Raw genomic sequence first — 13,924 nt, forward strand, 5'->3', positions numbered from 1 at the left:
CAAAGACATCGCTGACATCCTCAAGGATAAAACCGTTGACAAAGATGTTCGTTGAGGTGCAGCAGAGGCATTGGGAAATCTGGGGGAGGCTGCCAAACCCTACGTCAAAGACATCGCTGACATCCTCAAGGATAAAACCGTTGACAATGATGTTCGTAGAGGTGCAGCAGAGGCATTGGGAAATCTCGGAGAGGCTGGTAAACCCTACGTCAAAGACATCGCTGACATCCTCAAGGATAAAACCGTTGACAATGATGTTCGTAGAGGTGCAGCAGAGGCATTGGGAAGAATAGAACAATTCAACCTGAATAATATTGTTGTAATTCTAGATAGCATCTATTACGCAGGTCAATCAGAATTTGCACAGTGGCGATTTTTGACATATTTTCTTGGTGGCGGTACTGATGAAGTCAAAACATTGCTCACATGGCTGGGTTTTCCTGACACTAAAACAATTCCTACTTCATTAAGCCACGATCGCGGTGATAAAACTCTCAAAATCTTTGCCCAAGTCTGGGAACCGAGTCAAGGTTTACCACGGTTAAGAGAAGACTTAGCCAAGCAAATAGCTGTAGTTGCCAGAAAAGTCCATTGGGAACCGCAAGATATTGTTATTTTAGAAACTCACCACAAAAACCTCAAAGACGCTGGCTACAACGAAGCTGATTCACTGCAATCAGTCATAGTTAACCTCAAAACTTGGCAGTGGTTGTTCAACGCCAGAACTACTATTTTGATTCATGCTGCCTTTTGGCTTGTCCTCATCTTTGCTTACCCCAAGTTTCCCCAAGTTCAAGCCATCTTCTTCTGGAATCCTTGGGTGAGGCGTATTCTCGGTATCGGCTACGTCGGCTTAATTCTCACCTGGGTTCCCTTTTTCCGCGAAAAGTTATTTGAACCCTTCAAGCCTTCCCTACTAGCCGATGCCGGGTTAGATAATTTTAACCCCGAAGCTTACTTCCCAAATTCTAAAGTGAAAGTTCCCGGTGTAGACGAACCCGTACCAATTACCCAAGTGCTACCTAACATCAAAGGACAAGTCATCTTAGAAGGTGACTCTGGCTTGGGTAAGTCAATGTATCTGCGCTATTTGGTAAAAACTTCTGGGCGGCTTGTGGTTTATTTACCTGCCCACAAGTGTGACAAAGGGGTAATTGAGGCAATTCAAGCGAAGCTGCACGGACAAGCACAAGATGCTGATTTTCTCAAGAATTTAATTTACAGTGGCGCATTAGATATTTGCATTGACGGACTCAATGAAGTTACCGCCGACACTAGGGCAAAAATCTGTCAGTTTGCTGAAAGCTATTTTCGGGGTAACATCATCATGACCACCCAACCCCTAGAGTGGACACCACCCTCAACAGCCAAAATATATAAATTGCTTCCCCTTGAACAACCACAAATTCAGCAATTTCTGATTTCCCGTCAGCCACGACTGCCCAAAAATGCCAAAGTTCAAGGTACTAATTATGAGCAAGCCACTGCTAGTTTTTTAACCAAAGCCCTCACTAATCAGCAATCACCCCAGGAATTAAGCGCGATTGAGAAAGTTCTCTCTAATCCAATGGATTTAACTGTGGTAGCCCTGATGTTATCCCAAGGCGAATACCCCGATTTATTTCACTTGCAACAACATCAATATAATTTGATGGCAGCAGAGTACTTGCAAGAGTGGAACCAGGAATTTCCCCTGAAAAAATTCTCCGATGCTGTCTATCAAATGCGGCTGAATGATAAACAGGCGTTACCTGCGGATGAATTTTACCAAGTATTACAGTCTTTGGAAGATGATAAATATAAAATGGTTGTCAGCCGTCAGTGGCAAGACGAAAAAGGCGAAGCTAAGAGAGAATGGTATTTCCGCCACGACAAGATTATGGATTTCTTTTTGGTGCAGAACTTTCTCGGCGAGAGTGAGGAAGCTAAAAACCGTCTCCTTGACCACATGGACGACCCCCGCTTTCGTGGTGTCTACTTTTTGCTAGCAACACTACTACCTTTAGATGCTGCTAAAGAACTGAAGGAAAAATTAGTTCAATACGCCGCCGATACCAAAGACCATACTGTGAGTGATACCTTTGTGCAATTGTTACGGCCAAGAGCGTGATATTAATTCGTAATTGGTAATGGGCTACACGCCGCGATGCTAACGTAATTCGTAATTAAAAAAGAGACTTATATAGGAATCCGCTTTGATTTCTCTTCGCGCAGCTTGGCGTAGCTATACTTATTTGCGTAGACAGGGAATAGGTAATAGGCAATAGGCAACGGGAAATAAAGCTTCCTAGTTGTACTGAGCTTTTTCAAAAATCAAATATGAGTCCTATAGTGTAAAGATAAATTTTTGATTTAATTAAAATGAGCCTCTGAACTTCATTAATGAGTCTTTTAGCTCCATTAATGAGCCTCTGAACTTCATTAATGAGTCTTTTAGCTTCATTAATGAGCCTCTGAACTTCATTAATGAGTCTTTTAGCTTCATTAATGAGCCTCTGAACTTCATTAATGAGCCTCTGAACTTCATTAATGAGCCTCTGAACTTCATTAATGAGCCTCTGAACTTCATTAATGAGTCTTTGAACTCCGTTATATCATGTCCGCCAAATTAAGCATAAGAAAAGAACCCCACCCCTTAATCGCCCTCCCCGCAAACTTACGGTGTACACACATCTCTATGCCAAGTGCAAAATGTGGTTTGATCCCCCTAAATCCCCCTTTTTAAGGGGGACTTTGAGAGCTTTTTGCCCCCCAATTTATCGGGGGGTTGGGGGGATCAAAACGTTGTGGGGCTAGGTTATCAGACTTGTGTGTACACCGTAGCCCCGCAAGCGGGGAGACAAAGCATAGCTTTGGCGAGGTGGGGTTCTTCGGGTTTAATAAGCAATCAGGCGGACATGATATGAACTGAGCTTAATAAATAGGCATAGGGATTAACCACGACCCCAGTCGCGATCGCGCTCATAGCGATAGTTATGATCACGAATGTTGCGAAGGTTATTGTCGCGCTCATAGCGACGGTTATTATCCCGGTCATAACGGCGATTATTGTCCCGGTCATAGCGGCGATTATTATCGCGGTCATAGCGACGGTTATTGTCCCGGTGATAACGGCGATTATGATCGCGTTCATAGCGATAGTTATCATCACGAATGTTGCGAAGGTCGTTCTGGCGGTCATAATCACCATTTCTGTAGTGACGACTATGACGTTCGTAGTTACCATCATCGTTGCGTTGATAGCTGTAGTTATCTAACTCAGCAACATCATACGCTGGTGTATTAGCATCAGCTTTTGGAGAAATAGCCAAAGCTGATGCAGATGCTATCAAGCCGGCCAGCAAAATAGAGGTAAAGCGGTTCATAATGTTAGTCAAAAATTATTGACATTAATTTATGCAAGTCCAGTCTGTTTACGAAGAGCAGATTCCACAAGTCTTTAAATCTATGCTATCAGTGTTGAATAAATCAGAAAGTTTTCTTAAGTGCGGTGGAGGAGAAAAGTTTTGTTGTCTGTGATACTTTTTGACATTCTAAATGCCGTGAAAAGTTAAAATTAAAATGAGTATTTGAACTGGATGAATCCACCTCTAAACTCCGTTAACGAGTTTTTAATATTTGTGAATTCACCTCATAACTTTGATTCCCTGACTCCCCAGCCCCCTGCTTTCTTTGTAAAATTCTACTTTATGCAGAAAGTTTAAAATTTACTGCAAAATTAGGGTTTCAACTTGTAAGTAGAACGCGATCGCACCCTTACCAAAACCTACCAGCTAGCTAATGCTCCAATCCACGAAAAAAACGCACACCAATTATAATTAGTGTGCGTCTGCGGTTAGATTTTAGAAATTCTCAAACTTTGCGATCGCATCCTTCATCTTATCTACCACCTCATCGACAGGGATAACTCCCAATTCTCCAGAGGCGCGGGTACGGATACTTAAGGTGTTAGTTTCCACTTCCTTAGCTCCCACCACAGCCATCACGGGTATTTTTTCTTTCTCTGCATTGCGAATTTGTTTACCCAAGCGATCGCCACTGGTATCAACTTCTGCACGGATGCCCAATGCACGCATCTTCGCCACCACATCTTTAGCAAAGTCTAATTGTGTATCACCCACTGGCAGTAATCTAGCTTGCACTGGCGCTAACCATAAAGGAAAATCACCCGCATATTCTTCAATTAAAATCCCAATCAGCCGTTCCAGTGAACCAAAAGGCGCGCGGTGAATCATCACAGGGCGTTTGCGAACACCATCTTCGGCGACATATTCCAACTCAAAGCGTTCTGGCAAATTGTAATCTACTTGTACAGTTCCTAATTGCCATTCCCGATCTAGGGCATCACTAAAGATAAAGTCGAGTTTAGGCCCATAAAAAGCCGCTTCTCCAATCCCTTCAAAGTGTTCCATCCCTAAGGTTTCAACTGCACGGCGAATTGCACCTTCAGCTTTGTCCCAAACTTCATCGTCACCAATGTATTTATCACTAGCAGGATCGCGGAAACTGAGTCTAGCTTTAAAGTTCTTCAGTTGCAGCTTATTGAACACCGACAAAATCAAATCCACCACGCTGAGGAATTCGCTATCGAGTTGTTCTGGGGTAACAAATAGGTGAGAATCATCTACAGTAAAACCGCGCACTCGTGTTAAACCGCCTAATTCGCCTGATTGTTCGTAGCGGTAAACAGTTCCAAATTCCGCCAGTCGCATCGGTAATTCCCGATAAGAGCGTAACTCACTCTTATATATTTGGATATGGAAAGGACAATTCATCGGCTTCATCACGAAGCCCTGTTCCTGTGCAGCAGCTTCTTGATCGTCTGCCATTAAAGGGAACATATCTTCTTTATATTTCTGCCAATGTCCAGAAGTTTTAAATAAATCTACTCTGGCAATGTGAGGTGTTACTACAGATAAGTAACCCCGTTTTACCTGTTCTTGTTTGAGGAAGTCTTCTAAAGTACTCCGCAACAAAGTGCCTTTAGGTGTCCACAAAGGTAAACCCGGCCCTACTAGATCGGAAAATATAAATAAACCCAGTTCTTTACCAAGTTTGCGATGATCTCGCCGCAACGCTTCTTCTTTGCGGCGTTTGTATTCAGCGAGTTGTTCTGGACTTTCCCAGGCGGTGGCGTAGATGCGTTGTAATTGGGCTTTAGTTTCATCCCCACGCCAATAAGCGCCGGCAACGCTTTCTAGTTCAATTGCTTTCGGATTTAATTCGCTGATATTTTCCAGATGGGGCCCCGCACACAAATCCCACCATTCATTCCCCAGGTGGTAAATGGTGATTGGTTCGTTTTTGATATCTCCCAGAATTTCTAGCTTGTAAGGTTCTTTAATTTCCTGAATCCGGCGTTCGGCTTCTTCGCGGCTGACTTCTTCCCGAATTACTGGTAATTTACGATTGATAATCTTCACCATCTCTTTCTTGATGGCTTTAAGATCGTTTTCGCTAAATGGTTCTGGACTGTCGAAGTCGTAGTAAAAACCGTTTTCTATCCAAGGGCCGATTGTAACTTGCGCCTTGGGAAACAGCTTTTGTACCGCCATTGCCATAACATGGGAAGCAGTGTGGCGAATCTTTTTTAAGTTCTCCGATTCGCTGGTACGCGGTAAATAAATTTTTTCAACTTGTTCTGACTGTTGTGACTGATTTGATGAATTTGACGACATTGGCTGCTGAACCGTTGGCGAGGTGATTACAAAAGGTGATTTATCTGAATCTGTAGGCTTATTCAACTATAACTACTTTGATTTTTGCCAGTTAAGCTTTATCTTCCAACTACTGACTTAATTTGTGATCGGGGATAAAGATAAATTTTTGATTTGTTACCTGAGTGTCAATTTCAGGATTGCCCGCATAGGCGTAGCCCATCGTAAACATCGCTAAATTCTTTTATGAATTGCAACTCGCTGTCATATATGCCTATAGATGCCTGTCCAAAGGCACTGTACAAACCAGATATCAAGACTATATAATAAATTTTGTGCTCTTTGTTACAAAATTTTACATCAACAAATTATGAGAGAAATCTAAAAAGTATTAAGAAACGTAAATAACGTTAATATTAGTAAGCAAGTTTGAAATATCGCTCTCATTTATGTCAGACTCAAATTTACCAGGGACTGAGTTGTTGAAAACGGTTTTAGATCCGTTGCTGGAAGATTTTCAGCATTGGTTTACGCGATCGCGCCATTTACTCGAAACTGAGGAACTCTCATTTATGAGTGACCAAGAGCAATCTGACTTGCTCTTGCGGGTTAAGCAAGCACAGGATGAACTAAATACGGCGAAGATGCTATTTAATGCAACTGATAAACAAGTCGGAATTGATATGGCAACGTTAATGCCTTGGCATGAATTAGTAACAGAATGCTGGAATGTCGCAATGCGCTTTCGTCAAGGACGTGAAGTCTAAGGGCTAAATTTCGGCAGACAACTTAGCGATGTCTCAAGACTTACCCAGGAAGCGTCAACGCAAGATGGTAAATCAATCGTTAAAAAGATAGTAAAAAACTCTTAACAATTTCTTAACATTAACTGGATTAGCAAAACAATGTATCCTATGCTACCGTAAGTGAAATAACGGTTGACAAATAGCTCCATATAAATGTAAGCGCCTGAAAAGTGCGTAGAATACTCGTCTTAGCTGTGAGTACAGTATCGGCGAAACAAAGCGTTACAAAATAAAGTTTTAAAAATTGCTGTTCGGAGGAAAATCCAATGTTACATCTGCTTTACATTCTTGCTTTTACAATCCTTGCATTTATAGCTGTTGGCAACTTAATCCGTAACCTGATTATGTTCAGTTTCGATCGGGAGCGAACTTACCCAACGAATTCCTCGCCAATGAATAACCAACGTAACTCTGGTTATTATTCATCAAAAAAACAGTTTGTACCCCATCCAGAGTTATTAGATAACGCTGGAAACTTAATTAAAGAACCACTTTTGGTAATGCGTTCGATTAACGTTGAAGATGCGCGTCAACATCTTGATGCACTTTACGAAGCATCCCCAGGACATAAAAGAGATAATTCAGAAGAAGCATAATGTAGAGACGCGATTAATCGCGTCTGTTAGCAATTTGGGTGTAAATGGTTGTTGTTTTTACATCCTTAATTTTTTTGAGTAGAAATTTATTAGCATTTTTGAATTTGAGGCGATCGCATCGCTAGGCTAGAAAATTAACATTGTGTTATTCTCGGCTCTTGATGGAAACTCCAACTGCAAACTTAGAAAGAGAGCGATTGCTGAAACTAGCAGAGGAGTATCGTGATAAGGGTTACGAAGTTTTTTTTCATCCAAATCCAGAAGACTTGCCTGACTTCCTTAATCACTATCGCCCTGACATGATAGTACGTCGGGGAGAAGAAAATGTAGTTATTGAAGTCAAGTCACGCTCTTCACTTAACTCTTCTTCTAATCAATATTTAGGTAATTTAGCTCAAGCAGTAGAAAAACATCCTGGTTGGAGATTTGAATTAGTAATGACCAACCCGGAGGATACAACGTATTTTCCCAAAGCAGAGACTTCTCTTCAAGAACATGAAATAGAATCACAGTTGCAAGTAGCAAGGCAACTTACAACGCAACATCCAGAATCAGCCATCTTATATTCTTGGTCTTTGGTAGAAGCAACTTTGAGACTTATTGCCCAAAAGGAAGAGCTAAGTTTAGAAAGATTTGATCCACACTACTTAGTAAAGCAATTAGCAACTGAAGGTGTAATTTCAAAATCTGAGTATCAATTACTAATGAATGCACTCCCATTACGTAATTCTATTGCTCATGGCTTCAAAACTACACAACTTACGCAAAATTCTGTATCTGAATTGATCGAGCTGACAGAGCAGCTTTTGAGAACTCTACACACTGGCGATGAAGTAGACTAACACTGGATTGTTGGAATGGATAGCAGTGCGCGCGATCGCACCAATCATCAAATAGGGAGTAGTGAATTATCCACTCCCAACTCTTTTTATGCTTCGATAACTACCCGCAGATTGCCGCGTTTTTTAGCAACGCGACAAGCAGTCTTAGTCCCAGAACGCTCGAATTCCAAATCACTGGATACTGCACTGGAGCATTATCACCGTTCCGTTCGTAGCCGCAAAAAAGTTGCTGCTGAGTCATGTCGAATAAACCTTGGAATATTTCTAAGGCTTGATCGATAAGACCCAGCGATCGCAATCCCATTGCAATCAGAGCGTTATCATGGGGCCAAACCGAACTAATGTGATAACCCATTGGATTGTAAGCAGGTGACAAACTACTTAGAGTCCGAATTCCCCAACCATTAAACATATCTGGTGCCCGCAACCGTTCTGCTACACTATGAGCTTTTTCATTTGTGAAAAGTCCCAAATGCAGACAATGACCAGGATTTGAGGTAATACTGTCCACTGGCTTGCCTTCTCCATCCAAAGCCAGGGCGCAGAAATCTTGGTCTTCCACACTCCCTACTTCCCGTCTCAGTCTAGGATTTTGTCTTAAAATATCTTTGGTATTTCATTAGACTAATTTATGATAATTAATTAATCTATTAAATTTAATCACTAATCGTGAGATTAAATTATGTGAATGTCGCAAGAATAATTTTTGGGTAACAAATTTTATTCAATCAACGTCAGTAAAGTAGGCAATGTCTACGACGGGCTAGGCTAAGTGGGGGCTAGGCAATAAATCAACCGTGGTTAGTACTGGACACAATAGTTAAAATCATACAGTAACTAGCATCTTAATACTTACTTCTCAAAGATTTTACTTGTGCAACTAAAAGCATAAGTTGATCGAGAATGTATATTGAGCGTAGTAGGTTGTCAATCAACAAATCAAGTTGTATGCATTCCTCCTAGTTGGTAACGAAGTGTTGCGCCTGCTTTGGCGAAAAGCGCTTTTTAGCGTTCTTTACATATCGCAACTATCGATTTAACTTGAGAGTCCATTGGAATTTGTACAATGCAGCTGTGACGTGGATCTGATCGAGGTTGAGCGTTTAACAATAATTCATGAGCATTTCGACTTTTGTGCTGAGTGATCTGCTAAAGTCCCTACCCTACTTGCGGCCCCAGCTATATTTTAAAGCTTCACTAACGGCGCTCTCCCACGCGATGGAAGATCAAGTTTTGGCTGCGACTTTAGCTCAACCCCTTGTAATTGCTAGTTTCCAGCGAGAGCGATTCTACCGCCAAGAAGCTCATCGCTACCTGCGACTTGCTTTACGCAGTAACCAAATATACGTATTAGCAGCTCCAGAAACGGATTTCGCTAACAGTTCGGAACACTACGAAAAAGTGGCTTTTGAGCCAACGGATGGCTTAAGTCAGGAGTGGCATTTGGTAGTGATTGCTGACAATTACGCTACTTGTCTGGTTTGTCGAGAAAACCTTGGTTCTCTTGCCAAAAACAAGCAGCTGCCGGAACTAAGCCCTAACCTGGATATAGACACAGCGCGAAGATTTGAGGGAATTTGGACATCGGAAAGGGGAGTTAGCCTGAAAGCCGCCGAATTGCTGTTAGATAGGGTTTTGGTTTATAGACCAGAACTGGCAAGTAAAATTCAACAGGCACGTCAGAGATTTGGCATCGGGGAGCCGCGAAACCTCTCTGGAGCCGAACAAATAAATGAGTATGCCTGTGACATTGATACAGATCCCTTTGTGCAGCGCTTAGTAACTTATTTGCAAGCTAGCCAGTACAAATTGCACAAAGCCTACCGTTCTATTGCCGCCCAAGCACGAAAAGAACGATTAGTCAACTCAATTAGTACTGCAATTCGGCGATCGCTCGATCCTCACGAAGTTCTCCAGGTGGCGGCACAAGAATTAGGGCAACACCTAGAAGCTTGTCGCTGTTTAATTTACCGCGCTCAAGCCACAGATAGCCAAGCCATAATTGAACACGAGTTTTTGACTCCCGGTATTTTATCTGTTTGTGGACAAACCTGGGAGTTACAGAAAAATTCCCTATTTCGGGACATCGTGGAACGAGCCGAAGGTGTTTGTGTGAGCGATACGCTAAGTGATCCCCGTGTTACCAAATCGCCAGGACTTTCCACACTTGCCAAAAAGTTTGCCATTCGTTCTTGGCTGATGGAACCAGTTTTCTATCAGGGGCGATTATTGGGCATTGTAGAGTTACATTACTGCCGAATGCCACCGCACGAGTGCCAACCAGGAGAATTGGATTTGGTAGAAGCGATCGCCACCCAAGTAGGAGCAGCTCTCATCCAAGCGGAAGCTTACGCTAACCTAGAAGAACTTAATCAGCAGCTAGAAGCCCTAGACCGCACCCGCAGCAACCTTATAGCCATCACCGGGCACGAACTGCGTACTCCCCTATCTACAATTCAAGTGTGCCTAGAAAGTCTCGCTAGTGAGCCGGATATGCCCTTAGAGTTGCAGCAAATCATGCTCAACACCGCTCTTTCCGACTCAGAGCGGATGCGAAAACTGGTACAAGATTTCCTCACACTTTCTAACTTGGAAAGTGGTCGGGTGGAATGGCATCCAGAATCACTCAGCTTACAAGAGTGTGTGGATTTAGCACTTAGCCGAAATCGCACACGTTCCTCAACGGAAAAGCCGCCCCAAATCAAAACTCAAATTGCCGAAAACCTACCTCTGGTAAAAGCTGACGGTGATTGGCTAGTAGAAGTGCTGGCAAAACTTATGGACAATGCGTTTAAATTTACGCCACCCCAAGGAGAAATCACGATTAAAGCGATTTACAACAGCCGTCAAATGGTCGAGGTGACTGTAGCTGACACTGGACGCGGCATTGAACCGAATCGTTTAGAAATAGTTTTTGACCGCTTTTATCAAGAAGAGGGAGCGCTGCGCCGCACCACTGGCGGAACTGGACTCGGTTTAGCAATTTGCCGTCAAATTGTTAATGGCTGGGGTGGGGAAATTTGGGCAGAGTCAACCGGCAAAGACCAGGGTAGTCAGTTTCACTTCACCATCCCGATTGTTCAGAGTAGCAAAGAGGAAAAGCGGACAAAAGTCAAGAGTAAATAGGAATTGGGCATGGGGTATTGGTTATTCACAAATGGCAAAGGACAAATGACTAAAAACTGTTACAGTCTATAACGCGATCGCAACATGATCCTGGTTGCGGTGTTACGATTCCCTAAAAACATTGAGAGAATGACTTATGGCAGAAACACTCTCTGGACAAACCCCGCTATTTGCTGGCAGCACTGGTGGCTTGCTAAAAAAAGCAGAAGCGGAAGAAAAGTACGCTATTACTTGGACTAGCCCGAAAGAGCAAGTTTTTGAATTGCCTACAGGTGGTGCAGCTACTATGCGGAAAGGTGAAAACCTGCTGTATATAGCTCGTAAAGAATATGGCATCTTTTTGGGCGGTCAGCAACTCCGGAAACTCAAAATTACAGATTACAAAGTTTACCGGATTTTACCCAACGGAGAAACCACTTTACTTCACCCAGCTGATGGTACCTTCCCTGAAAAGGTAACTGAAGGTCGTGACAAAGTGCGTTATGTAGACCGTCGGATCGGACAAAACACCAGCCCCTCTAAAGTTAAGTTTAGCGGTGTTACTACCTACGACGCTCCGTAACTAGCTGTTAATAGCTAATGGGTAATTAGTAATGGGTAATTGGTAAGTAAAAACCCATTACCCATTATCAATTACCAATTACTTTTGAAAAATAATGATTTTTCCGGATTTCTCCCAGTTTTCTACCCTAGCGCAACAAGGCAACTTCGTCCCGGTATATCAAGAATGGGTGGCAGACCTCGATACGCCTGTATCTGCTTGGTATAAAGTCTGTGCAGGTCAGCCCTATAGCTTTTTGTTGGAATCGATCGAAGGTGGGGAAAAACTAGGACGCTATAGTTTAGTGGGTTGCGATCCAGTGTGGGTTTTGGAAGCAAGGGGCGATCGCACGATTCAGAAAAACCGCGATGGTTCGCAGGTCGTTTTTGCAGGCGACCCTTTTGCAGCTTTAGCCGAATGTTTAGCACCTTATCACCCAGTGAAATTACCACAGCTACCGCCAGGAATTGGCGGTTTGTTTGGGTTTTGGGGGTATGAATTAATTAACTGGATTGAGCCGCGTGTACCAATTTATCCACAAGATGAGCGAAATATCCCTGATGGATTGTGGATGCAGGTAGACCACTTATTGATTTTTGACCAGGTGAAGCGGAAAATTTGGGCGATCGCTTATGCTGATTTACGTGAAGAGAAAGTAGATTTAAAAGCAGCATATCAACAAGCGTGCGATCGCGTCACTCAAATGCTCGAAAAGCTATCTCTACCCTTATCGCCGGAAAAAACTCGATTGGAATGGAATCCGCCAGGGAGCAGGAGAGCAGAGGAGCATACTTCGACTGCGCTCAGTAACCGGGAGAGCAGAGGTGCAGAGGAGTATAAGAGTAATTTTACCCGCCCTGATTTTTGTGCCAGCGTTGACAAGGCCAAAGATTACATTAAAGCAGGCGATATTTTTCAAGTAGTAATTTCCCAGCGACTATCAACAACATACACAGGCGACCCTTTTGCCCTTTATCGCTCCCTACGTCAGATAAATCCTTCGCCTTACATGGCTTACTTTAACTTCCAAAATTGGCAAATCATTGGTTCCAGTCCTGAAGTGATGGTGAAAGCCGAAAGCGATTCTGATGGTGGAGTAATAGCAACGGTACGGCCAATTGCCGGAACACGGCCACGAGGTAAAACCACCCAGGAAGATGCAGCCTTCGCTCAAGATTTACTCGAAGATCCCAAGGAAGTTGCCGAACACGTGATGCTTGTGGATTTAGGGCGGAATGATTTGGGGCGTGTTTGTCAAAGTGGTAGCGTCAAAGTTGATGAATTAATGGTAGTTGAGCGCTACTCCCATGTGATGCACATTGTTAGCAATGTTGTGGGTAAATTAGCACTGGGTAAAACAGCATGGGATTTACTAAAAGCTTCCTTCCCCGCAGGTACGGTAAGCGGCGCACCCAAGATTAGGGCGATGGAAATTATTCACGAGTTAGAGTCTAGCCGTCGGGGTGTTTATTCCGGTGTATATGGATATTACGATTTTGAAGGACAATTAAATACTGCGATCGCAATTCGCACAATGGTAGTGCATGATAATACAGTTAGCGTACAAGCTGGTGCAGGTTTGGTCGCTGATTCTGAGCCAGAGAAAGAATACGAAGAGACGCTGAATAAAGCTAGAGGTTTATTAGAGGCGATTCGTTGTTTGCGTTGAACTGGGGACTGGAGACTGGGGACACTTCGACTGCGCGATAGTTGAATCTCGACTCACAACGACTTGCTCTGAGCGGAGCCGTTGGCGCAGCCTCTCGTAGAGAAGGGAGTCGTTGTGTCGAAACTCAGTGCATCGCTGGGGATTGGTCAATAGTTAGTAATCAGTAATTATTTTCTTTCTACTTCCTCATCTCCCTAATCCTAGTTCATTTTTCTATAGGACTCATATTTGATTTTGAACAAGATTCGGTATAGCTTAATCTTCTGAAATCCTATTGCCTCTGGGAGCATCTCACTTTTTAAAGTGGCTCAAACAGACAATAATCCATTTAGGTAAGCACAACGATGGGCAAGGACTTGAGGCACATTTTCCCGCTTCCACTGCGCTCCGGAAATCTTAGTTCGACGGTCAACCTGCTTAACGGCAGATTCAACGGAACCAGAACCAATCGAACAAATTTGTTCAGCTTGATGATATTCGTAATTGATGATGCGTAGGCGTAGCCCGCCGAAGGCATCGCCATGTTTATCGAGATAATGACAAAAATTTTGTGCTTGTTTACCCTTGCAACCAGTAAATAAGGCTTTAGCTTCCTCAACTCGGCCTTTCCATACAGGACTTACGCAACTGGCACAGCGTGATCGCTATTTTATAGTATTTATGTACTATATAAAGTGGCTGACCCAT

General features: G+C 43.1%; 8 protein-coding genes and 3 pseudogenes. 7 read left to right on the plus strand and 4 right to left on the minus strand.

Annotated elements, in window-relative coordinates; genetic code table 11:
- A pseudogene (locus RMX98_RS35035) lies at positions 1-2,110 on the plus strand (HEAT repeat domain-containing protein); the annotation flags it as partial.
- An 823-nt stretch (positions 2,111-2,933) separates the two neighbouring features.
- Here RMX98_RS35035 and RMX98_RS35040 read toward each other — a convergent pair.
- Complete coding sequence (locus RMX98_RS35040; protein ID WP_322677913.1) at positions 2,934-3,365, minus strand: hypothetical protein; 432 nt, start codon at positions 3,363-3,365, stop codon at positions 2,934-2,936.
- A gap of 477 nt (positions 3,366-3,842) precedes the next feature.
- A complete protein-coding gene (gene thrS, locus RMX98_RS35045; RefSeq protein WP_322677920.1) occupies positions 3,843-5,678 on the minus strand; it encodes a threonine--tRNA ligase in 1,836 nt (611 codons plus the stop codon).
- A 428-nt stretch (positions 5,679-6,106) separates the two neighbouring features.
- Here thrS and RMX98_RS35050 point away from each other — a divergent pair, with 428 nt between their 5' ends.
- The 3 genes from RMX98_RS35050 to RMX98_RS35060 all read left to right on the plus strand — a co-directional run bounded on the left by RMX98_RS35050 (position 6,107) and on the right by RMX98_RS35060 (position 7,901).
- Positions 6,107-6,424 carry a DUF2605 domain-containing protein gene (locus tag RMX98_RS35050; RefSeq protein WP_322677914.1) on the plus strand — a complete coding sequence of 106 codons (318 nt, stop codon included), beginning with the start codon at positions 6,107-6,109 and terminating at the stop codon, positions 6,422-6,424.
- Positions 6,425-6,729: 305 nt separating this feature from the next.
- Positions 6,730-7,059: a DUF2973 domain-containing protein gene (locus RMX98_RS35055; protein ID WP_322677915.1), complete on the plus strand. Its 330-nt coding sequence runs from the start codon at positions 6,730-6,732 to the stop codon at positions 7,057-7,059.
- Positions 7,060-7,220: 161 nt separating this feature from the next.
- Positions 7,221-7,901: a hypothetical protein gene (locus RMX98_RS35060; RefSeq protein WP_322677916.1), complete on the plus strand. Its 681-nt coding sequence runs from the start codon at positions 7,221-7,223 to the stop codon at positions 7,899-7,901.
- An 86-nt stretch (positions 7,902-7,987) separates the two neighbouring features.
- On the opposite strand, the pseudogene RMX98_RS35065 reads toward RMX98_RS35060, so the two are convergent.
- Positions 7,988-8,463: pseudogene (locus tag RMX98_RS35065) on the minus strand (amylo-alpha-1,6-glucosidase); the annotation flags it as partial.
- A 554-nt stretch (positions 8,464-9,017) separates the two neighbouring features.
- Between RMX98_RS35065 and RMX98_RS35070 the strand changes: the two are divergent.
- The 3 genes from RMX98_RS35070 (at position 9,018) to trpE (ending at position 13,237) form a co-directional block, all read left to right on the plus strand.
- Positions 9,018-11,027: a DICT sensory domain-containing protein gene (locus RMX98_RS35070; RefSeq protein ID WP_322677917.1), complete on the plus strand. Its 2,010-nt coding sequence runs from the start codon at positions 9,018-9,020 to the stop codon at positions 11,025-11,027.
- A gap of 136 nt (positions 11,028-11,163) precedes the next feature.
- Positions 11,164-11,589, plus strand: a complete 426-nt coding sequence (locus tag RMX98_RS35075) for a photosystem I reaction center subunit II (RefSeq protein WP_322677918.1) — start codon at positions 11,164-11,166, stop codon at positions 11,587-11,589.
- A gap of 94 nt (positions 11,590-11,683) precedes the next feature.
- Positions 11,684-13,237 carry an anthranilate synthase component I gene (gene trpE / locus RMX98_RS35080; RefSeq protein ID WP_322677919.1) on the plus strand — a complete coding sequence of 518 codons (1,554 nt, stop codon included), beginning with the start codon at positions 11,684-11,686 and terminating at the stop codon, positions 13,235-13,237.
- Positions 13,238-13,545: 308 nt separating this feature from the next.
- Here trpE and RMX98_RS35085 read toward each other — a convergent pair.
- Positions 13,546-13,851, minus strand: a pseudogene (locus tag RMX98_RS35085) (ISKra4 family transposase); the annotation flags it as partial.
- Positions 13,852-13,924 lie beyond the last annotated feature (73 nt).

Origin of the sequence: Nostoc sp. DedQUE02 (genome assembly GCF_034531035.1) — a bacterium.
Taxonomy (GTDB): Bacteria; Cyanobacteriota; Cyanobacteriia; order Cyanobacteriales; family Nostocaceae; genus Nostoc.

Coding starts and splice junctions, on each gene's coding strand:
- RMX98_RS35055 (WP_322677915.1), top strand. CDS start 6,730: ATGTTACATCTGCTTTACATTCTTGCTTTTACAATCCTTGCATTTATA.
- RMX98_RS35040 (WP_322677913.1), bottom strand. CDS start 3,365: ATGAACCGCTTTACCTCTATTTTGCTGGCCGGCTTGATAGCATCTGCA.
- thrS (WP_322677920.1), bottom strand. CDS start 5,678: ATGTCGTCAAATTCATCAAATCAGTCACAACAGTCAGAACAAGTTGAA.
- RMX98_RS35060 (WP_322677916.1), top strand. CDS start 7,221: ATGGAAACTCCAACTGCAAACTTAGAAAGAGAGCGATTGCTGAAACTA.
- RMX98_RS35050 (WP_322677914.1), top strand. CDS start 6,107: ATGTCAGACTCAAATTTACCAGGGACTGAGTTGTTGAAAACGGTTTTA.
- RMX98_RS35075 (WP_322677918.1), top strand. CDS start 11,164: ATGGCAGAAACACTCTCTGGACAAACCCCGCTATTTGCTGGCAGCACT.
- RMX98_RS35070 (WP_322677917.1), top strand. CDS start 9,018: ATGAGCATTTCGACTTTTGTGCTGAGTGATCTGCTAAAGTCCCTACCC.
- trpE (WP_322677919.1), top strand. CDS start 11,684: ATGATTTTTCCGGATTTCTCCCAGTTTTCTACCCTAGCGCAACAAGGC.